Below are 21,598 nucleotides of genomic sequence, written 5' to 3'. Positions count from 1 at the left end.
AAACAAAAATGATGCCATAAAGTTTTTACTATATCTTACAAAGATAAGATTAAAGTTTTAAATAGCTCATTTCCTTGAATTAAATATTTCATTTTGATTGATAAATCATTTATTTCACATCATAATGATATTAAATAAATAATATTTATGTCTTTTTGTTTTGGTTATTTAAAAATATTGTATACATTTGTACTGTATTTTTCATGGTATTAGATTTATGGTTAGGAGTGAAGATTGGTTGTCGGGAGACAACCATTCCTATTTTAGTACTGAAATATACCAATGTATAAACCTTCCCTTCCTTTGCCTATTAATGGAACAAATATTGTACTTTTGACTAAACTATTAATTCTAAGTAGTGCATTATTTTAATTTATATCTATATAGCAAACTACAGGGTTATGAAAAAGATTGTTGTCGTTGCAATATCATTACTTTTATTTCTGTCATGCAGTGATGGAAAAAAAGGAAAACAGGAAAAAGGGACAGCCAATGAGGCTATTGAAAAAATAACAGCGGGATTCGATTTGCACAAGGAACTGGCAGTAGACCTGATGATGGATATTCCTTCTTCGATATACATGAAAGAGGGTGAAGGACAATATTCGATACTATATATTCCCAAAACAGAGGAAGTACTGGAAAAATATAAGAATTTTGATCAGAAAAATAATATTACAATCAGCGCCGATTCTACCGGAAATCTATTTTATAGTGACGAAATGTCCAGAAAGACAGATGAAATAATACGCAGTAGTCTGAATATAAAAGATTTCTGCATAATAGGACGTTTTATCCCTTCCCAATATTTAAAAATAGATCATACTTCAACAAAAGGCGAATATAGTATTTCCATGCCTTACGAAATGCAGATATATAAACTGATCGGCAACGAATGGCAACTAGCAAATCAGGTAGTAATATCAGATTTTAGCGGTTACGACCACTACGAATCAATTAAGACCTACAGAGATCTGCTAGGCATAGGCAAAGGAGAAAGCGGGAATTAGTAACTGTTTAAATTTGACCGAAAATATATTTGAATAATACAAAATAAGATTGCCAATCAACTTTAAACAGGCTCTTAATATATTTCGTCTTCAACTACCGAAATAAATAAATCTGCCAATTTATTACTTACAGCTTCAACATACCTTCTGCCCTTTTCGGCTGTAGATTTCAGAGGATTTCCAATTCCGGTATCTTGCGACACTTTTGCCCAGTTACGAGGTATCCAACCGGTTCCGTCACGCAGAGCCTGTATCCTGAATGGAAAATAAACTCCGTTTCCGGCCACAGACAGGTCTACCAACTCGGGGCGATAGTGCATCAGTACGGACGTTTCCAATTCGCCTGCATGATCGTCTTTTTCATCAAAGAAACCGATTTGCGGTACAATTGCAAACCAATCGGACACAACGATCAGAAAGTGAGGATAGTCTACAGCCAGATCGCGTATCATATTTTTAAAGCTATTGCCTCCGTGTCCGTTTACGATAAACAGCTTACTGATACCCTGATAATCGAGGGAGGCGACAATATCGGTTAAGATGGCTTTTTGCGTTTCGTAGCGTGTATGCAGACAGAAAGGCAGTTCGCGCTGACCGGGATTTTGTGATCCGAGCGGAATCGGAGGTAATACCATCCCTTTTATCCGTCCTTGCTCATAAGCTCTGATGGCAGCATCGACAGCTACATCGTGAGACAAGTAACAGTCGGTAAGATATGGAAGATGGTAATTATGCGGCTCGGTTGCTCCCCATGGAAGTATGGCATACTGATACTTTTCATCTTTAGTATCATTATATATGGCTTTCAGTATATCGAATTGTTGACTCATTATATTCTTTGTTTTTAGCAGATGTAAAGATAGTGATATTGCTTTTATTATCTTTGCCCAAAATTAGAGAATATATGACCGACAAGATAAAAGAGCTACGAAAATTAGTTCCTGTTCCTATGGGTGAGGCTTTACAGCTACTGAAAGCAAATGACGGAGACGTCGAAAAATGCGCCTATCTGTTCAAGGCAAAAAGCATAAAGGAGATACAGGAACTGACCGGCTGCGACGAAAAGATGGCGAGCACCCACTATGAAGCGGAGAAATACGACCTCAACAGAACCGTTTCGAGTATTCGTGAAGCTATCTTTGACATATGCTATATACCCATTGAAGGAGTAACAAAAGAGAAATTAAGCCTTGCTTATCAATGGTTAAGATTCATTGAGGATAAGGATTTCGGGACAGCCCTCGATTACAAATTCCTTAATGAAGCGATCGAAACAATGCTGCTTATACCTTCACTGGCAGATGTTGCGCAGATAGCGAGAAAGGCAAAAGAGGCTAAAGATCGCATTTTTGAAGGGTATTCGGACACAGATCCACTCGATGAATTTGTCCGCAGGTATAAACAGTTGGATGATGAAAAAGATTATCAACTGGCAAGCAAGACGATAAGCCTCAGATTGACGATATTAAAAGATGAGTTGGCAAGACATGCCCGAAATCTATAAATAAAAAGAGGAAAGACTATCGACCTTTCCTCTCTCCCATTATTTATATCTTGATTATTAGTTGTTTCTTCCGCCTTTTCTCCATGCCTTACTATAGTAACCTTCTGCAAGGGAACTCACAATCACACCTTTCTTTATGGACGCGTGAATAAACTTGCCTTCGCCGATATACACACCTACATGGTTAATATATTTTTTGTTGAATGTAGAAAAGAACACCATGTCACCCGGTATTAAATCTTCTTTTGCAACAGACTCTTTCAAGTTGTTAGCTATGGTAGTGCTTACTCTATCCAGTTGTTGATTATATACATTCTTATAGACAAGATTTGTAAACCCCGAACAATCTACCGCCTGACGGCTCATACCTCCTCTTCTGTAACGTGTTCCCAGCCAGTCTGCAACTTCCCTGTACAGGTCTATATGGGCAGCATCGGTAATTGTTATTCCCAGTCTAGATGAAAGCTCCTGCATTTCTTTCTGCATCATCAGCTTTTCTTTCAACGCTTCTAAAGACTTATTGATATCAGCATCTGCAAACAGATCATCAGCTGCATCAGATATAATAGATGATTGATCTATTAATGTCTGGTCTACTCTTGGTAAAGAGACTGTAGCACCATCATCTGTGGTCATCTCTACATTATCTGTCGACTGTACGACAGTAACCTTTTTGGTTGTCATTGAAGACTTCGCTTTTGGTTTCTTTTTTCCTGTTTTAGATTGTTTTGGATTGGTCGCCGATATAGGGGCAAATGCCATTAAAATAAGCAGTAATAGTGATGGTATCCTCAAAAGGTTAGGTTGTGTAGACATATACGTTCAATTTCATTAGGTATTTTACATACGTTTCACTCCTGTGACCGTTGGTTCTCGCAATGGCATAATTCAAGTAAATTTGATTCTGCACTCATTGCTTAACGAAAACATTCAATTTTAAGCCGGATAAAAATAAGTAATCCAGCTTAATAACAAGTTAACAATTCTGATCTTTTATATTATTTTAAGAACTATAGCAGCTCACAGTATGCGTCCGCCTTTTTTCCATGTGCGGTTGTAATATCCTTCATTCAGATGGCTGACAATCACGCCTTTCGATGTAGATGCATGAATAAAAGCACCATCTTTGAGATATATGCCCACATGGTTTATCCTGTTCTTATTCTTAGATGTAGCAAAGAAAACAAGGTCTCCGGTCTTTAGGTTGCCTTTCGAAACTTGTTTCATCCTCATAGTAGACTGGTCGGCTGTAGAACGGGGCAGATTTAGTCCATATACTTTCTGAAATATAAGATATGCAAAACCCGAACAATCAAGGCCCTTGCGTGATAAGCCTCCATAGCGGTATGGAACGCCCAACCATAAGGAAACTTCGGCATACAAGCCCATATTCTTATCATCGTCCTTGTCTATATTGCTTAGCTTTACCCCGAGCTTATCTGACAAGTCCGCTACTTCTACAGGATTATACAAGGTAGCATTAGACGTTTTCTGTGTACCGCAGGATGTAAGCAGTAAGGCAGAAAAGGCTATCAGTAGTATATAGTTAGAAGTAGTCTTACTCATAAGAATGTGATTATCTGCAATAAATATACAAATTATAAAAGAGAAGAGCGATTTCTGTTTCCAAAAACCGCCCTTCGTCATATAATAAAAAGATTAATTAACAGAATTTCTTCTTATTTTTTAGTGCCATTGAAAGTTACATTCAGATTTTGAAGGACAGGAACTTCTGCTACCGGTATCTTCAAGTCTATTACTTTACCTTTCACTGTGCCAGATACTGTAACTTTTACAGTTGCATCTACTCCCAATATATTAAGAGTTACATCTTTCTTAGTTTCAGCCAGATTAATAGTTTCTCCGCTCTTGCTAACAGGAATATTTTCTACAACGATGTCTCCAAGTTCTCCAATACCTTCAAAAGAGAAGCCTATCACAGAAACTGTTGCTTTGTTTTCAGCAGTTCTTTCGACTTTTATCTCTCTCTCAATAGGAGTATCTTGTCCAGCGATAGTCACAGTTAGGGTACCCTTATATGTTCCGGCTATTTCTTTTGCATAATCAGATGTTACTACCGGATCGTCATCATCGTCACCGCAAGCAGTAAATGACAAACCCAATGAAAATACCAATGCTAATAAATAAATAAGTTTTTTGTTCATAATAGGCATTCTTTTAGTTAATAATATTGATAATCGATTAATTAATTTCTATGTTCCTAAACCCCGCAAAGATACAACGACTTATGAAACAATATATTTTGTTGTACCGCGAAAACAGACAAAGATAACTAAATTTAACAGATACTTAACTATATTTCGCCTAAAAATACATCTATATGTTCTGCTGTTTTGCGACCCGAAGCAATACTGGTTACCACTAGTGATTGCCCGCTTACGCAGTCTCCTGCTCCAAACACTTTAGCTACATTTGTTGCACGATTCTGATCTGTGGCTACATTATGGCGTATATCATCGGTCTTAATACCCAGTTCAGCCAAAAGCCCTTCCTGTATCGGATGTACGAAGCCAAGAGCAAGAAATACAAGGTCGATCTTCAATATCTCAGGCTTGCCTACTTCTTTCATTATATGTTTACCCGATTTGTCTTGTTCCCAAGCTACCTCAACCAATTCTACAGCGGTTAGTTTACCATCTTCACCGATAAAACGCTTGGTATTGAGCGACCAACGGCGGTCGCATCCTTCGAGGTGAGATGAAGATGTTTTCAGTACAACAGGGAACGGATTAGGCCAAGGGTTTTCTACTTCATCCAATTTCTTTGGTTTTGGCAGAATTTCTATTTGCAGGATATTAGCTGCACCCTGACGGTTAGCAGTTCCGATACAGTCCGAACCTGTATCACCACCGCCAATAACAAGCACATTCTTACCTTTAGCATCTATAATCTGATCGGCTGGCACTTCTTCTTTAGCAACCAGTTTATTCTGCACAGTAAGATATTCCATCGCATAATAAACTCCTTTCAGGTCGCGCCCTTCAACTGGTAAATTACGTGGCACCTGCGAACCGATGGCAACGCAGACAGCATCATATTCTTTAAGGATGTCTTTGCCTTTGACATCTTTGCCTATCTCAGTGTTCACGACAAACTTAACACCTTCTGCTTCCATTAGTTTCAGGCGGCGGTCGATAATATTCTTATTCAGCTTGAAGTCCGGTATTCCAAAGCGAAGCAAACCTCCGATATGTGAGCTTTTCTCATATACAGTAACATCGTGCCCTCTCTGATTCAACTGATTTGCTACTGCCAGCCCCGATGGTCCCGAACCGATTACTGCCACCTTCTTACCGGTGCGATGCGCCGGAATTTTGGGTTGTATAAAACCTTCGTTAAAGGCATGTTCTAATGCGGAAGCTTCATTCTCGCGAATAGTTACCGGAGCACGATGGATGGACAACACACACGATTTTTCACAGGGTGCAGGACAAATACGTCCTGTAAATTCGGGAAAATCATTTGTCTGCATCAGCACCTCTGCCGCCAGTTTCCAGTTTCCTTTATATATATATTCCTGCCATTCGGGCATCTTATTTCCCAGCGGACAACCCCAGTGGCAAAACGGAATACCACAATCCATACAGCGTGAAGCCTGCTCACGCCGGTCTTCGGTATTCAGTGTCTGTTCTACTTCTCCGAAGTCGAGGATACGTTCCTGAACCGGACGGTATCCTGCGTCTTTTCTTTTTACTGTCAAAAATGCTTTTGGATTTCCCATTTTTAGTTTATTGGTTTTTAAGCATGCTAGTTTACTAGTTTCGTTGCTCTTTATTTTATCTAGTACACTTGTAAACTGAAAACTAGTATACTAGTAATCAAATTCTACCTGTGCTATTTTTTTCTTGATAGCTTCAAGTTTTTCATCCTGCAATACCTTTTTATATTCGATAGGAGTCACTTTCATGAATTGCTCTACTTCAGTATTCCAGTTATCGAGAATGCGTTTCGCCAGCGGACTGTTGGTATAAGTGTAATGATTGGTTATCAACTGACGAAGTTCGCGGCTATCGTATGTATCTTCTATCAGTGACAGTTCCACCATCTGCATATTACAATAGTAATCGAAATCACCATTTACATTATATACATAGGCTACGCCACCACTCATTCCGGCAGCAAAGTTTCGTCCTGTTGCACCCAGTACGACAGTACGTCCGCCTGTCATATATTCGCAGCAGTGGTCTCCGGCTCCTTCCACGACGGCAGTCGCACCACTGTTACGGACACAGAAACGTTCTCCTACTCGCCCGTTTATATATATTTCTCCCGAAGTTGCTCCGTACAATAATGTATTTCCGGCAATGATATTTTCTTCGGGCTTGAAACTGGATACAGCAGGTGGAACAATGATGATCTTACCTCCGGATAAGCCTTTTCCTGCATAATCGTTGGTATCCCCTTCCAGTCGGAAAGTCACTCCATGAGCAAGGAATGCTCCGAAACTTTGCCCGGCTGAACCTTGAAACGTACACTTTATTGTATCTGTAGGAAGTCCATCGTTTCCATATTTCTTAGCTATTTCGCCCGAAAGCATAGCACCTACAGTACGGTTTGTATTTTTTATAACATGCGATATTTCAATCGGCATAGCTTTATCAATAGCCATGCGCGAAGTAGTGATCAGCTTCTTGTCCAGGATATCATCCAGTTTATGTTCCTGATTTTTTATATGACGTATTGCGTTCTCTTTAGCCTCCTCAGGGAAATAAAGCAGACGGGACAGATCTATCTTCTCTACTTTCTTGTTAATATCACTCTTCACATATTTCAGCAAATCGGTACGTCCCACTATTTCATCAAGCGATTTTACACCTAACGATGCCAGATGCTCACGAACCTCTTCTGCCAGAAAGTTAAAGTAATTGATAAGATACTCGCTGCGTCCGATAAACTTCTTCCTCAGCTCTTCATTCTGTGTTGCTACTCCTACAGGACAGGTATTCAGATGGCATTTGCGCATCATAATACATCCCAATACAATTAATGCACTGGTTGCAAACCCATATTCCTCTGCCCCGAGCATGGCAGCTACAATTATATCGTGTCCGGTTTTCAGTTGTCCGTCTGTTTGCAGATATACTTGTCCTCGTAGTCCGTTCAGCACCAGAGTTTGCTGTACTTCGGCCAGACCAATCTCTAATGGTAAACCTGCATGCTTGATCGAACTGGCAGGACTTGCACCTGTTCCACCCTCGCAACCACTGATTATAATACGGTCGGCTTTTGCTTTTGCCACTCCGGCAGCAACTGTGCCGACACCACTTTCCGAAACGAGCTTCACACTTATTTGAGCTATCGGATTTACATTTTTCAGATCGAAAATAAGTTGAGCCAAATCTTCGATAGAATAAATATCATGATGCGGTGGTGGCGAAATCAGCGAAATTCCCGGTATGGAGTGCCTTGTTTTAGCAATGATCTTATCCACTTTAAAACCCGGAAGCTGTCCGCCTTCACCCGGCTTCGCCCCTTGTGCTATCTTTATCTGAAGTTCGTCTGCATTCACCAGATATTCGGTAGTAACACCAAAACGCCCAGATGCTACCTGTTTGATGGCCGAACGTGCATTTGTCGCAAAACGTTCGGGAAGCTCGCCGCCCTCACCGGTATTACTCTTTCCTCCGATAGTATTCATAGCCACAGCCATAGCTTCGTGTGCTTCGCGACTGATAGATCCGAATGACATAGCACCTGTTACAAAACGTTTCATTATCGCCGAAGCTGGTTCTACTACTGATATATCGACAGGCTTTTTAGCCCGATCGAAATCAAGAAAATCGCGCAGGAATATCTTTTCCGGCTTTTTGTCTATACCGTCTGTATATTCTTTAAACTTCTTATAGCTGCCCAAACGGGTTGCCATTTGAAGCTGCATTATCGTTTCGGGATTCCACGCATGGTATTCACCATTACGCCTCCAGGCATATATACCCTGACTAACCAACGATGGATCAACAAAGTCATCTTCGAATGCTTCATAAAATGCTTCGAGTGTGTCGCTGGCTATATCATTGAGGTCGATACCTTCTATTTTCGAAGTTGTTCCTTTAAAGTATTTCTCGATAACAGGACTACTGATACCGATAGCCTCAAATATCTGAGCCCCTATATAGCTCTTCAATGTGGAAATACCCATCTTAGACATAGTCTTCAACAGTCCTTTGTTGATGGATTTCACATAATTCTTCATCGCTGTATAAAAGTCGAGCTGTATATCTCCTTTTTTCACAAGGTCTTCGATTACAGCCAGTGCCAGATATGGATTAACCGCATTAGCTCCATAACCGAACAATAAAGCGAAGTGCATTACTTCGCGCGGCTCTGCCGATTCCACTACAATGTCTATCTGCATACGCTTGCGGCGTTCGATCAGGTAATGATGCACAGCTGACACAGCCAATAAAGATGGTATCGCAGCATTCTCAGTATTAACGCCCCTGTCGCTAAGGATAATATAATTATTGCCGTTGTCTACGGCTTTTTCAGCTTTCTTACACAGTTCATCTATCGCTTTCTCAAGCCCTGCTCCTCCTTGTTTAGGATCGAAAAGCATCGGTAACACTTCACATTTAAAGCCCTTATATTGCAGGTGGATAAGTAAGTCTAATTCTCTGTTAGACAGGAACGGATTCGACAGACCGACCATTTTGGTATGCTCAGGCATCGGTTCCAGAATATTTTTATGTAGCGAACCTATATATCCGGACAAAGACATCACGAGTTCTTCACGTATAGGGTCGATAGGCGGATTCGTCACCTGAGCAAATAACTGACGGAAATAGGTAAACAACCTTTGCGGTTTATTCGACAATACCGCAATAGGCGTATCGTTACCCATCGAGGCTGTAGGCTCTTTACCTTCGGCAGCCATCGGGGTAATGATCTTTTCGATGTCTTCTTTATAGAAACCAAATACTTTAAGTAGTTTGGTATAGTCTTCCACGCTATATTTAGGCGTACGACCAGACGAGATATCATCCAGTGAAATACGGTTTTTTGACAACCATTCTCTGTACGGATATGCTTTTGCGAGATTCTCTTTCAGTTCGGCATCGTATTGTATAGTGCCTGTTTCGGTATCTACCATCAGCATCTTACCCGGACGAAGGCGTCCTTTCTCCTTTATTTCGGATGGTTCGAATGGCAACACTCCCATTTCGGATGCCACTACCATAATATCGTTGTGCGTCATCAGATAGCGGGCAGGGCGCAGACCGTTACGATCTAAGAACCCTCCGGCATAGCGTCCGTCAGAGAACAGCAGAGTAGCAGGGCCATCCCATGGCTCCATAAACAAACTATGGTATTCATAAAACGCTTTCAGATCATTCGAAATCGGGTTTTTATCGTTCCACGATTCCGGCACCATCATAGCCATAGCGTGTGGTAAGGATTTTCCCGACATTACAAGAAACTCCAGCACGTTATCGAATGATGCACTATCGCTCATGTGTGGCTGTACAACCGGCCATATATCATTAATATTCCCCAGTAATTCTGACTTTAAAACACTTTCGCGGGCTTCCATCCATAGACGGTTTCCTTTGATAGTATTGATCTCTCCATTGTGTGCGACCATACGAAACGGATGTGCCAGATCCCATGTAGGGAATGTATTGGTGCTGAATCGTGAGTGAACAAGGGCAATAGCACTTGTAAGATGTGGATTCAGCAGATCGGGATAATAATGCCTTAACTGCTCGGAAGACAACATACCTTTATATATAATGCGCTTGGTGGACAAGCTGACAATATAAAATGCACGTTTCGTAGCCAATGAGAATGTTTTAGAATTGAATATCTCTTTCTCTATCTTCTTGCGAAGTATATACAGGCGATGCTCAAGTTCGTCCTGAAGCATACCCTCTTCACCTACAACAAATATTTGTTTAATATGTGGCTCATTCAACAAAGCCATCTCGCCAAGTATCTCGCTATTGACAGGCACATCTCTAACAGCAAGCAACTTCAATCCTTCCTTTTCTACATATTCGGTCAGGGTGATCATACAGATTTCCTGTTCAGCTTCACCTTTTGGTAAAAAGACCAGTCCGGTTCCATAGTGTCCTTTTTCAGGAACAGGGATTCCCTGTAACAGAATAAATTCGTGAGGAATTTGTAGCATAATACCTGCGCCGTCACCGGTTTTGTTGTCTGCATTTTCGGCTCCCCGATGCGTCATATTTTCCAAAACACGTAGGCCGTTTTCAACGATAGCATGCGATTTTGCACCTTTCAGATGAAGCACCATACCTACCCCACAAGCATCGTGTTCGTAAGTTGGGTCATATAATCCGTGCTGTATTGCTGATCTTAAATCTTGCATATTGATAGTTGATAAAAATTGAAAGAAGAATAGGCTTCAAACCTAATTTATTTAACATGACAAAAATACAATTTTTATTTCTAAAAATCTCTTTTTGACAATAAAATATGATATAAATTTGACTTTTGTTAATTTAATACATTTTGTGTAGCAAAAGAATATTTTGTAAGAACTCATTTATAAACCTATATCCTTATATTATACCAACTTCCTTATTTTATTGTTATTTTTGAAAAATATTAATCAAAAAAATGTATTGCTTATGAAAAAGGTATTGCCAGTATTACTATCTGCTATCTTCCTAATCTCATGTACAGGAAAAGTAAAGGAAGCGGCTGCTACAGAGAATGTCAATATAGAGACAATAGACTATACCAATGTAAAAGATAAATCATTCGAAGATTTATTCAAAAAGATCGAACCGACCGAACTAACCGATAATGTATTCAAGCTGGTAGGACAGGATTATACTGTCATCACAGCCGGAACAGATTCCGCATTCAACTCTATGACTGCCAGTTGGGGTGGCTGGGGACAACTGTTCGAAGTGCCTGTTACATGGTGCTTCCTGAATGCGAGCCGCTATACATTGGAATTTATCAAGAAAGAACAGACATACACCATGACTTACTTCCCTGAGCAGTTCAAGGAACAGGTAATCGCATTTGGCAGTAAGAGCGGAAGAAACTCCGACAAGATGAAAGAAACCATACTAACCCATGTGAAAACGCCATCAAACAATATAACATACAAGGAGGCCAAGCTGATAATAGAGTGCAAACTGGTAGAGATTACCGAGACTAATCCTAAAGACTTTTATTCTGAGAAAGGAAAAGACTTCGTTGAAAAAGGCATGAAAGACGGTAATGGTAAGGAATACCACAAACTTGTATTCGGCGATATCACAAATGTGTGGGTAAGAAAATAACCCACAGCTATATATAATACAGAGAGCCCCGCCTTAGTAAACTAAGAACGGGGCTTTTCCTTTATATAATGTTCAATTATCGTATAAACAACAGTTCTCTGTATTTAGCCAATGGCCACATTTCGTTATCAACGATCAGCTCAAGCTTATCGACATGATAACGGATTTCGTCAAGATATGGAGCTACATTATCGTGGTAAGCAATTGCTTTTTCGCGCTCACTCTCGATATTGTTTGCCAGTTTACGAGCATCGATCATTTCATGCACTTTGGCATTGATAGCGTTCACATGGGTAGAAACCTTCTCTATCAGACGTAACTGCTCAGCTCCCAACACCTTATAGTTATCAGTAACTTCTTTCAGTTTCGATACGTTAGTTAGCAGGATAGACTGATAAGCTATAGCAACCGGAATGATATGATTCAGAGCCAGATCACCCAGTACACGCGACTCTATCTGAATCTTCTTCGTATATGTCTCCCATTTCACTTCATTACGTGCATGAAGCTCTATTTCCGACAAGATACCCTCGAATGTCTTGATACTTTGTTTTGAAGTATAGCAATCATAAATCACCGGAACGCTGGTTTCTGTATCCAGTTTACGCTTCTTAGCCTCGGCTTTCCATTCTTCGCTGTAGCCGTTACCATTGAAACGGATAGGACGCGATTCTTTGATGTATTTCTTCAATACCTCGTATAGCGCTTCTTCTTTCGATTTACCTTTCTTGATCAAAGCATCCACTTCTTGTTTGAATGTTCTCAGTTGCTCAGCAACAGAAGCATTCAACGCAGTCATGGCCGAAGCACAGTTAGCTGTAGAACCTACCGCACGAAACTCGAAGCGGTTACCGGTAAAAGCAAAAGGCGAGGTACGGTTACGGTCGGTATTATCGAGCAATATCTCTGGTATCTGGCCTACTCCCAGACTGATCTGCTTTTTGCTGTCTACAACAATAGCATCTTTCACCGAGCTTTTTTCAAACTTGTCGAGAATGTCGCTAACCTGAGTACCCAAGAATACAGATATAATTGCCGGAGGCGCTTCATTCGCACCAAGTCGGTGAGCATTGGTAGCAGATGAGATAGAGGCTTTCAGTAAGCCATTATTCTTGTACACCGCAGCCAGAATGTTCACAACGAAAGTTATGAAGCGAAGATTTTCAACCTTATCTTTTCCCGGCGACAACAGGTTAATTCCTGTATCGGTACTCAACGACCAGTTGTTGTGCTTACCCGATCCGTTGATCCCTTTGAACGGTTTTTCGTGGAACAGCACGCGGAATGAATGTTTGCGGGCAACCTTATCCATGATAGACATTACCAACAGGTTATGGTCTACAGCAAGGTTACATTCTTCATATATAGGAGCCAGCTCAAACTGGTTCGGTGCAACCTCATTGTGACGTGTCTTTACCGGAATACCGAGCGAATACGCCTCATACTCAAGTTCTTCCATGAATTTATGAACACGTTCTGGGATAGCCCCAAAGTAGTGATCTTCAAGTTGCTGATTTTTAGAACTTTCGTGACTCATCAGTGTTCTTCCTGTCAGCGCCAGATCGGGACGAGCCATAAACAGATCTTCATCTACAAGGAAATATTCCTGTTCCCAACCCAGATTAGACTGCACCTTGCGCACATCTTTATTAAAGTAATGTACAACATCGGTAGCCGCCTTATCGACAGAAGACAATGCCTTCAACAATGGAGTTTTATAGTCGAGAGCCTCCCCTGTGTACGAGATAAATATAGTAGGGATACACAATGTATCGCCAACGATAAATGCAGGTGAAGACGGATCCCAAGCCGAATATCCGCGCGCCTCGAATGTATTTCGCAGCCCTCCCGAAGGGAAGCTCGAAGCATCCGGCTCTTGCTGTGCAAGAAGTTTTCCTTCAAATTCTTCGATAAGGCCACCCTGTCCGTCATGCTCTACAAATGCATCGTGCTTCTCGGCTGTTCCGTCTGTCAACGGATGAAACCAGTGCGTGTAGTGCGTAACTCCGTTTTCGAGAGCCCACATACGCATCCCTGCCGCTACGTGTTCAGCAAGATTGCGATTTACCGATCCTCCCTCATCTATAGCATCATGTAAGGCTTTGAAAGTTTCTTTAGAAAGATACTTAGTCATCGCTTTACGGTTGAATACTTTCTCCCCATAATATTCCGAAGTCTTACTTGCCGGCATTTTCACTTCCATTGGTTTTCTCTCGGAAGCGATTGCAACTGCTCTGAAACGTAACTTTGTCATAAATCTATTTTTATTGAGTTATATTGTTTTATATTGAAATCTTTTTCAAACGGCTAACCGCCTCTTTTGTATTATCGAGCGTACCGAAACCCGTCAGTCTCAGATATCCTTCTCCGCTAGGTCCAAAACCCACACCCGGAGTACCGACTATATTCAACTCGGCAAGAAGATAATCAAAGAATTGCCATGAGGTCATTTCTTTTGGGGTTTTCACCCAAATATACGGAGAATTTACTCCACCATATACTTTAAAGCCTTGCGACAACAGACCGTCTCTGATTATTTTTGTATTGTTCAGATAATAATCGATTGTAGCTTTCACCTGTTTTTTCCCTTCAACCGAGTAACATGCTTCGGCTGCACGCTGAATAATATAGGGTACACCATTAAACTTAGTCGTATGGCGTCTGTTCCACAATTTATTAAGTGATACTTTCTCTCCCGATTTTGTATATCCCATCAAAGCCTTTGGAACTACAGTGTATGCACAACGTGTACCCGTAAATCCTGCCGTTTTGGAGAAGCTACGAAATTCGATTGCCACTTCTTTTGCTCCTTCTATTTCGTATATACTGTGAGGAACATTGTCTTCGGTAATAAAGGCTTCGTATGCACTATCGAAAAGGATAAGCGCCTTATTCTTCAGGGCATAATCAACCCATACTTTAAGCTGATCTTTTGTCAGTGTAGTACCTGTAGGATTGTTAGGATAACACAGATATACTATATCCACTTTCTCTGTCGGCAGAGCAGGAACAAAGTCATTTTCTTCCGTACAAGGGAGATATACGATGTTACTCCACTTTCCATTCGGTAACAATTCACCCGAACGTCCTGCCATTACATTCGTATCTACATATACAGGATATACAGGGTCTGTTATAGCTACAACATTGTCTAAGCCCAGAATGTCACCAATATTACCTGTATCGCTCTTCGATCCGTCGCTGACAAATACCTCATCGGCGGCAATATCCAATCCATATGCCTTATAATCGTTATCTACAATAGTATTTACCAAAAAGTCATAACCCTGCTCAGGGCCATATCCTCTGAAAGTAGAAGCGTCCGCCATATCATCCACAGCCTTGTGTAAAGCGTCGATCACAGCCGGAGCTAAAGGCTTTGTCACATCGCCTATCCCCAGTCGTATTATATTGGCATCGGGATGCGCTGCCTTAAATTCATTTACCTTACGTGCAATATCCGAGAACAGGTAGCTACCCGGAAGTTTAGTATAATTTTCGTTTATTAATGCCATATAATTTTAATGTAGTAATGAGATAATATGCCGATGTGCCAACACAATTATTACCTATTCCTATTCTACTATTTTTTATTCTTATTCATTTCAAATTGACCAATTGGCATATTGGCACATTAACCTATTGACAATTCTCCCTCAAAGACTGTTACCGCCTCACCGGTCATATATACATGGTTGTTCTCCTGTTTCCATTCTATCTGAAGATCACCGCCTAGCAAGTGTATAGTAACCTTTCTGTCACAGTACCCGTTAAGAATAGCTGCGACTGCTGCTGCACAGGCACCTGTACCACAAGCAAGCGTTTCTCCTGCTCCACGCTCCCATACACGCATATTCAATGTGCTGCGATCTATCACTTCGATAAACTCAGTATTTGTTTTGCGTGGAAAGATCGGATGTTTCTCAAATTTAGGACCTAATACAGGCAAGTCTAAATCATTTATCCCGGTAGTGAAAACTACTGCATGAGGATTACCCATCGACACACACGATATGTTCCATATCTTTCCGTCAATATCCAACGGATAATTCAATACAGGCTCTTCGTCTATCTTTACAGGAATCAGTGTGGGGTCCAGAATTGGCTCACCCATATCCACTGTTATTTTTCGGGTTTTAGCATCACCCTCAAGCAATGTAATATACTTTGTGCCGGCTTTGGTTTCCAGCGTTATTTCTCTTTTTGTAGTCAGACCGTTGTCGTAGACATATTTTCCCACGCAACGTGAAGCATTTCCGCACATCTCGGCTTCAGAACCATCCGAGTTAAACATTTGCATTCTGAAGTCACAGTTTTCAGATGGCAGGATAAGCACAAGACCGTCCGAACCAATACCGAAATGACGATTACTCAATTTTACAGCCAAGTCTGAAGGGTTTTCTATTTTCTGATCGAAGCCGTTCACATATATATAGTCGTTTCCGGCACCTTGCATCTTGGTAAATTTCAGATTTCCCATCTATTTATAAGACTCTTTTTGTGTACAAAAATATTGTATTTATTATTTACGCCACAAATTTCATACAAATTATTCATTTTTGCAAGAAATTTATAACATTTTTTCAGATTTAATTAAGCAAAAGAATCTTTTTGACTTATATATTTTCTAAATACATAGCATAAAGACATTCTGGATTCTTAAATTATTTACAAATGATAGCATTAACATCCATATACCATCGCTTTAATGCAATTCGGAATGTAATTATATCAAAATATCTATATTTGTTATAACAGACAAAAAGCAATTTAGTTAATGAAAAAAGGTAACAAAGGCAACACTTCTGTCAGTCAACAGTGATCAAAAACTTGACAATTATCAATTACAGGAGCGAAGTGTATGTGTAAAGGTGACGCTTTTTCAAATAGTTTTTCTTTGTGCCTTCGCGTCTTTGCGTGAAATAATTTTAACTAAACCCTCACGAAAATTACATTTTTCTCTATTTCCTCAAAGATCACTTGCCTCTGTTGACTGATCACTGTTAACTGAATACATTTTATAGATAAATTTGTAAAGAAAAAATAAGACAATGCAAAAATTTTATATGTTTATCCCGATAATATTCAGATGAATGTTTTTAATGTTGTTTTTTTCTTATTTTTGTAAATAATATAATTAAAAACAGTTATAAGAAATATTTTCAGTCAAATTTGAATAATTACTTAAATATATAAAATAGTAAATGACGTATTTTATTACAGGCGGAGCCGGCTTTATCGGCTCAAATTTTGTGAAGCATATGCTGGCTACACACCCTCAGGCAAAACTTATCGTATTCGATGCTCTTACCTATGCAGGAAACCTGAAAACATTGGCAGAAGAACTGAAAGACCCCAGAGTAGTCTTTATAAAAGGGGATATCTGTGACAGGAACATTACTGAAAAAATATTTGCAGACCATCAGATAGATTATGTAGTCAACTTTGCTGCTGAAAGTCATGTTGACCGAAGTATCGAAGATCCACAGCTTTTCTTGCAAGTGAATATATTGGGCACGCAAAATCTGCTCGATACAGCTAAGAAATTCTGGACAGTGGGCAAAGATGAAAATAATTACCCTATATGGCGCGAAGGTGTAAAATATCTACAGGTTTCTACCGATGAGGTATATGGTTCGTTGGGAGACGAAGGGTATTTTACAGAAACTACACCGCTCGATCCGCGTTCGCCGTATAGTGCCGCTAAAGCAGGGGGTGACCTTATTGTACGCGCTTATGGCGAAACATTTAAGATGCCGATAAATATAACCCGTTGTTCTAATAACTACGGGCCGTATCATTTCCCTGAAAAACTAATTCCGCTCATTATTAAGAATATCCTGTCGGGAAAACAATTGCCTGTCTATGGTGATGGTAGCAATGTACGCGACTGGCTGTATGTAGAAGATCACTGTAAGGCTATAGATGCTGTTTTGCATCGTGGACGCATAGATGAAGTCTATAATGTGGGAGGTCACAATGAGAAAAAGAATATAGATATTGTAAAACTTGTGATAAAGACCATACACGATATTCTCGACAAAGAACCTAAATATCGTGAAGTGCTGAAGAAGAAAGAAATAGCTGCCGATGGCAGTATCGATATAAGCTGGATTAATGATGATCTTATCTCTTTCGTAACAGACCGTCAGGGGCACGACCACCGCTATGCTATAGACCCCACCAAAATATCTACCGAGCTGGGATGGTTACCCGAAACTACATTCGATAAAGGCATTGTAAAAACCATATATTGGTATCTCGACAATCAGGAATGGGTAGAAGAGGTTACTTCGGGCGACTATATGAAGTATTACGAACAAATGTACGCTAACAGATAAAATCAAACTATTCCGGATTTATATATGGAACGATTGAAATCTATATTGGCAGACAAAATATTAGACCTGTCTGCCGAAAGCGGAGACGAAGTAAAGGCAAAAATAGACAAAATGCAGCGGTTCAGGGATTTTGCCAATGCCCTGAAATCTCTTATGATTAAATATCCGGCTATAGAAGATGAGCTGATCTCGATGGTTGAAGATGGCGATTTCGATACTAAAGTAGCTTCTTCCCGTGTAGATACGGTTATACGTCTGGCTGATATAGAGGCTGCTCAGGCAAGCCGTACTATTACTCCTCAGATAGAGGAGTCAAAGGAAGAACTCCTTATAGAGGAAGAGAGTGAAGTCATAAATCTGCCTGTAGTAGAAGAACAGCAGCCTGCATCGGTTGTGGAAGAAATAGAGGATAATAATATTACTGGTAATATTGAAGATACTGAAGAACCCGTCGAAGAGCCGGAATCGGCGGTAGAGCATTCACTCGATACCGATGATATACCGATGGAAATATATCAGGGTGAGGAAGAACCTGTATATCATCCCGAAGATGTGGATTATGAAGAAGTTCCTGTGTCGGCAGAAGAAGAGGAAGAAAAAGGCTATGTGCCGTACGAGAATGTAAGAGATGAAGATATATATACAACTACGGAATCGGAACCGGACGAAGTAACCGAATCGGTAATACACCATAATTTGGAAACTGAAGATGTAGACAGTCCGGAAGCAAAGACTGAAAAATTAGAATTGCAATCGCAGGCTGAAGAAGACGAAAACCTTTTTCCGAGCGAAGAAGAACTGGCTGCTGCAAAGCGTAAAATAACGATTCGCAGAGTAGTGCAGGTTATTGGCATTGTAGCCGCTGTTGTGGCTTTAGTTTTTATTGTTAAGTTTGTAATGCTACACTGGCAAACTATCCTTATTGTAGTCGGTGTCGTTTTAGTTTTGGCAATTCTGATTTACTGGCTTGTTAAGCGAAAGCGCTGACAGGTCATCCTTATGTTTAACCAATTATTCCCGAAATGGACTATTATAGGCAAACCCAGCTAAAAAATTACAATTCATTTAAAACAGAGGCTTTGGCAAAATTGTTTTGCCGGCCAAAAAATGTGGAGGAATTCCGCAAGTGTTTATCAGATTATCCTAACGAACAGAAATTAATAATAGGCGGAGGTTGTAATCTTTTCTTTACAAAAGATTTTGACGGGCTTGTTATCTGTCCCGAGATAAAAGGGCTTCGCGAGATATCGGATGAAGAAGAAGAGGATGAGGATGTTTTTTTGGAAGTGAGTGCTTCCGAAAACTGGGATGAATTTGTCGCCTACTGTGTAGAACGCGGATTTGCCGGACTCGAAAATCTTTCGCTTATACCCGGAACGGTAGGAGCCGCACCTATACAAAATATAGGAGCATATGGTGCTGAGGTGAAAGATGTGATTCGCGAAGTGGTGGCAATAGATATGGAGACCGGCGAAGCTGTATCATTCAACAACAACGAATGTGAATTTGGCTATCGCGACAGTGTATTCAAGCGCACAGGTAAATATTTTGTTATTTCGGTTGTTTTTCACCTGAAACGCACATTTGTTTATACGCCTAAATATTTCGATCTGAATAAAGAATTGGAAGATATAGCCGAACCTACAATACAAGATGTACGCGAAGCTGTTATTCGTGTGCGTCAGCGAAAACTGCCGGACGAGAAAGTCCTGCCCAATGCAGGAAGCTTTTTCAAGAATCCTTATATAACAAAAGAACTGGCCTCGAAAATACAAACCGAATATCCCGATATACCGGCCTATCCTCAAAAAGACGGACTGATAAAGACTTCGGCGGCTTTTCTGATAGATAAGGCAGGATATAAGGCAAAAAGGGTAGGTGAGATAGGTACATACCCATACCAACCCTTGATAATAGTAAATTATGGGTCATCTGATGGCAACGATATACTGCGTTTCATGAATGAAGTGTGTGGAGCTGTCAAAGATACTTTTAGTATAGAATTAGAACCCGAAGTAAGAATATATTAATCTAATTATGGATTATAAATTATGGATTATAAATTCATTTACTAAATGACCACTCTAACAATTCATAATTTATAACTCATAATTTATAACTAAAAAAACACATGGCATCATTTATTATCGAAGGTGGCTGCCGCCTTAATGGAGAGATTACCCCACAGGGAGCGAAGAACGAAGCGTTACAGGTTATCTGTGCCGTATTGCTCACTCCCGAAGAAGTGATAATAGAAAATATCCCCGACATACTGGATGTGAACAACCTGATCGCATTACTGGGCGAGTTGGGGGTAGAGACAAGGAGAATCGGAGAAGATACATGGTCGTTTAAGGCTGAGAATGTAAATATAGACTATTTGCAGACTCCTGAGTTTATGAAGAAAAGTGCTTCGCTTCGTGGTTCGGTGATGATAATAGGGCCGCTTGTTGCCCGTTTTGGAAAAGCTATGCTGCCGAAGCCGGGAGGTGACAAGATCGGTCGCCGTCGTCTCGATACTCACTTTGTAGGAATACAGAAGCTTGGTGCAGACTTCGTTTACGACGATGCACAGCAGATATACAATATTTCAGCAGAAAAACTGACAGGTACATATATGCTGCTGGATGAGGCATCTGTAACAGGAACGGCAAATATATTGATGGCTGCCGTTTTGGCGGAAGGAGAAACCACTATTTATAATGCAGCCTGCGAGCCTTATATACAGCAGTTGAGCAAAATGCTGAACCAGATGGGAGCCAAAATTACAGGAGTAGGATCTAACTTGCTTCGAATAGAAGGAGTGAAAACTCTGGGTGGTACTAAACATCGTATTCTGCCTGATATGATAGAGATAGGGAGCTTCATCGGAATGGCAGCAATGACCGGCTCGGAAATCACAATCAAGAATGTAGCTTATGACGATCTGGGAATTATACCCGATACGTTCAGACGACTGGGTATTCAGCTCGAACGCAAGGGGGACGATATATATATACCTGCACAGAAAGAATATACAATAGATACATTTATCGACGGCTCTATTCTCACTATTGCCGATGCTCCTTGGCCGGGACTTACCCCCGACCTTATCAGTGTGTTGCTGGTGGTAGCCACTCAGGCAAAAGGTAGCGTGCTTATTCATCAGAAAATGTTCGAGAGCCGCTTGTTCTTTGTCGATAAACTGATAGATATGGGCGCACAGATAATATTGTGCGATCCCCATCGTGCTACAGTCATAGGTACAGGCAAAAGACCGATGCGTGCCACTACAATGACTTCGCCGGATATACGTGCCGGTATCGCTTTGCTGATTGCAGCAATGTGTGCCGATGGGAAAAGTACAATTCATAATATAGAGCAGATAGACAGAGGATATCAGAATATCGATATCCGTCTCAATCAACTGGGTGCTAATATTATGCGCTTAGACTAAGAGTAGGCAATATAAAACTAACGTTACTA

General features: G+C 40.5%; 16 protein-coding genes. 7 read left to right on the top strand and 9 right to left on the bottom strand.

Features of this window, described 5'->3' with window-relative positions; translation table 11 throughout:
• Nucleotides 1-401 precede the first annotated feature (401 nt).
• Entirely contained in the window at nucleotides 402-1,010 is a 609-nt protein-coding gene (locus M2448_RS03645; protein WP_280644929.1) for a hypothetical protein, read from the top strand.
• 74 nt (nucleotides 1,011-1,084) lie between these two features.
• Here M2448_RS03645 and M2448_RS03640 read toward each other — a convergent pair whose 3' ends face one another.
• On the bottom strand, nucleotides 1,085-1,840 hold the full coding sequence (locus M2448_RS03640; RefSeq protein ID WP_280644928.1) for a creatininase family protein: 756 nt from the start codon (nucleotides 1,838-1,840) through the stop codon (nucleotides 1,085-1,087).
• Nucleotides 1,841-1,914: 74 nt separating this feature from the next.
• Between M2448_RS03640 and M2448_RS03635 the strand changes: the two genes are divergently transcribed.
• Nucleotides 1,915-2,514: a hypothetical protein gene (locus tag M2448_RS03635; RefSeq protein WP_280644927.1), complete on the top strand. Its 600-nt coding sequence runs from the start codon at nucleotides 1,915-1,917 to the stop codon at nucleotides 2,512-2,514.
• 57 nt (nucleotides 2,515-2,571) lie between these two features.
• Here the strand turns inward: M2448_RS03635 and M2448_RS03630 are convergent, their stop codons facing one another.
• The 5 genes from M2448_RS03630 to gltB all read right to left on the bottom strand — a co-directional run bounded on the left by M2448_RS03630 (nucleotide 2,572) and on the right by gltB (nucleotide 10,864).
• The gene (locus M2448_RS03630) at nucleotides 2,572-3,330 is read right to left on the bottom strand and encodes a C40 family peptidase (RefSeq protein ID WP_280644926.1); all 759 of its coding nucleotides are present in this window, start codon (nucleotides 3,328-3,330) and stop codon (nucleotides 2,572-2,574) included.
• A 204-nt stretch (nucleotides 3,331-3,534) separates the two neighbouring features.
• Entirely contained in the window at nucleotides 3,535-4,080 is a 546-nt protein-coding gene (locus M2448_RS03625; RefSeq protein ID WP_280644925.1) for an NlpC/P60 family protein, read from the bottom strand.
• 113 nt (nucleotides 4,081-4,193) lie between these two features.
• On the bottom strand, nucleotides 4,194-4,679 hold the full coding sequence (locus M2448_RS03620; protein WP_280644924.1) for a calycin-like domain-containing protein: 486 nt from the start codon (nucleotides 4,677-4,679) through the stop codon (nucleotides 4,194-4,196).
• 149 nt (nucleotides 4,680-4,828) lie between these two features.
• Nucleotides 4,829-6,256: a glutamate synthase subunit beta gene (locus M2448_RS03615; RefSeq protein WP_280644923.1), complete on the bottom strand. Its 1,428-nt coding sequence runs from the start codon at nucleotides 6,254-6,256 to the stop codon at nucleotides 4,829-4,831.
• Between the two features lie 90 nt (nucleotides 6,257-6,346).
• Entirely contained in the window at nucleotides 6,347-10,864 is a 4,518-nt protein-coding gene (gltB, locus tag M2448_RS03610) for a glutamate synthase large subunit (RefSeq protein WP_280644922.1), read from the bottom strand.
• A gap of 262 nt (nucleotides 10,865-11,126) precedes the next feature.
• Here gltB and M2448_RS03605 point away from each other — a divergent pair, with 262 nt between their 5' ends.
• Nucleotides 11,127-11,792: a flavin reductase gene (locus tag M2448_RS03605; protein ID WP_280644921.1), complete on the top strand. Its 666-nt coding sequence runs from the start codon at nucleotides 11,127-11,129 to the stop codon at nucleotides 11,790-11,792.
• 76 nt (nucleotides 11,793-11,868) lie between these two features.
• Here M2448_RS03605 and M2448_RS03600 read toward each other — a convergent pair whose 3' ends face one another.
• The 3 genes from M2448_RS03600 to dapF all read right to left on the bottom strand — a co-directional run bounded on the left by M2448_RS03600 (nucleotide 11,869) and on the right by dapF (nucleotide 16,272).
• Entirely contained in the window at nucleotides 11,869-14,046 is a 2,178-nt protein-coding gene (locus M2448_RS03600; protein WP_280644920.1) for a glutamine synthetase III, read from the bottom strand.
• Between the two features lie 28 nt (nucleotides 14,047-14,074).
• Nucleotides 14,075-15,307 (bottom strand): LL-diaminopimelate aminotransferase, encoded by a 1,233-nt coding sequence (locus M2448_RS03595; RefSeq protein WP_280644919.1) that lies wholly within the window; start codon nucleotides 15,305-15,307, stop codon nucleotides 14,075-14,077.
• Between the two features lie 119 nt (nucleotides 15,308-15,426).
• Nucleotides 15,427-16,272 (bottom strand): diaminopimelate epimerase, encoded by an 846-nt coding sequence (gene dapF / locus M2448_RS03590; protein ID WP_280644917.1) that lies wholly within the window; start codon nucleotides 16,270-16,272, stop codon nucleotides 15,427-15,429.
• A gap of 724 nt (nucleotides 16,273-16,996) precedes the next feature.
• Here dapF and rfbB point away from each other — a divergent pair.
• From rfbB to murA, 4 genes are all read left to right on the top strand, one after another.
• On the top strand, nucleotides 16,997-18,133 hold the full coding sequence (gene rfbB, locus M2448_RS03585; RefSeq protein WP_280644916.1) for a dTDP-glucose 4,6-dehydratase: 1,137 nt from the start codon (nucleotides 16,997-16,999) through the stop codon (nucleotides 18,131-18,133).
• Nucleotides 18,134-18,157: 24 nt separating this feature from the next.
• Entirely contained in the window at nucleotides 18,158-19,120 is a 963-nt protein-coding gene (locus tag M2448_RS03580; RefSeq protein WP_280644915.1) for a hypothetical protein, read from the top strand.
• A gap of 35 nt (nucleotides 19,121-19,155) precedes the next feature.
• Nucleotides 19,156-20,163 carry a UDP-N-acetylmuramate dehydrogenase gene (gene murB, locus M2448_RS03575; RefSeq protein WP_280644914.1) on the top strand — a complete coding sequence of 336 codons (1,008 nt, stop codon included), beginning with the start codon at nucleotides 19,156-19,158 and terminating at the stop codon, nucleotides 20,161-20,163.
• Between the two features lie 101 nt (nucleotides 20,164-20,264).
• Nucleotides 20,265-21,569 (top strand): UDP-N-acetylglucosamine 1-carboxyvinyltransferase, encoded by a 1,305-nt coding sequence (gene murA / locus M2448_RS03570; RefSeq protein WP_280644913.1) that lies wholly within the window; start codon nucleotides 20,265-20,267, stop codon nucleotides 21,567-21,569.
• The last annotated feature ends 29 nt before the right edge of the window (nucleotides 21,570-21,598 follow it).

Source organism: Dysgonomonas sp. PF1-14 (genome assembly GCF_029892965.1).
Taxonomy (GTDB): domain Bacteria; phylum Bacteroidota; class Bacteroidia; order Bacteroidales; family Dysgonomonadaceae; genus Dysgonomonas.
Note: the sequence above shows the minus strand (reverse complement) of the source record. Positions and strands in the feature narration are given on the sequence as shown.

Bases quoted from the DNA above. Each gene is read 5' to 3' on its own strand.
- M2448_RS03645 (WP_280644929.1), top strand. From the start codon at position 402: ATGAAAAAGATTGTTGTCGTTGCAATATCATTACTTTTATTTCTGTCA.
- M2448_RS03640 (WP_280644928.1), bottom strand. From the start codon at position 1,840: ATGAGTCAACAATTCGATATACTGAAAGCCATATATAATGATACTAAA.
- M2448_RS03635 (WP_280644927.1), top strand. From the start codon at position 1,915: ATGACCGACAAGATAAAAGAGCTACGAAAATTAGTTCCTGTTCCTATG.
- M2448_RS03630 (WP_280644926.1), bottom strand. From the start codon at position 3,330: ATGTCTACACAACCTAACCTTTTGAGGATACCATCACTATTACTGCTT.
- M2448_RS03625 (WP_280644925.1), bottom strand. From the start codon at position 4,080: ATGAGTAAGACTACTTCTAACTATATACTACTGATAGCCTTTTCTGCC.
- M2448_RS03620 (WP_280644924.1), bottom strand. From the start codon at position 4,679: ATGAACAAAAAACTTATTTATTTATTAGCATTGGTATTTTCATTGGGT.
- M2448_RS03615 (WP_280644923.1), bottom strand. From the start codon at position 6,256: ATGGGAAATCCAAAAGCATTTTTGACAGTAAAAAGAAAAGACGCAGGA.
- gltB (WP_280644922.1), bottom strand. From the start codon at position 10,864: ATGCAAGATTTAAGATCAGCAATACAGCACGGATTATATGACCCAACT.
- M2448_RS03605 (WP_280644921.1), top strand. From the start codon at position 11,127: ATGAAAAAGGTATTGCCAGTATTACTATCTGCTATCTTCCTAATCTCA.
- M2448_RS03600 (WP_280644920.1), bottom strand. From the start codon at position 14,046: ATGACAAAGTTACGTTTCAGAGCAGTTGCAATCGCTTCCGAGAGAAAA.
- M2448_RS03595 (WP_280644919.1), bottom strand. From the start codon at position 15,307: ATGGCATTAATAAACGAAAATTATACTAAACTTCCGGGTAGCTACCTG.
- dapF (WP_280644917.1), bottom strand. From the start codon at position 16,272: ATGGGAAATCTGAAATTTACCAAGATGCAAGGTGCCGGAAACGACTAT.
- rfbB (WP_280644916.1), top strand. From the start codon at position 16,997: ATGACGTATTTTATTACAGGCGGAGCCGGCTTTATCGGCTCAAATTTT.
- M2448_RS03580 (WP_280644915.1), top strand. From the start codon at position 18,158: ATGGAACGATTGAAATCTATATTGGCAGACAAAATATTAGACCTGTCT.
- murB (WP_280644914.1), top strand. From the start codon at position 19,156: ATGGACTATTATAGGCAAACCCAGCTAAAAAATTACAATTCATTTAAA.
- murA (WP_280644913.1), top strand. From the start codon at position 20,265: ATGGCATCATTTATTATCGAAGGTGGCTGCCGCCTTAATGGAGAGATT.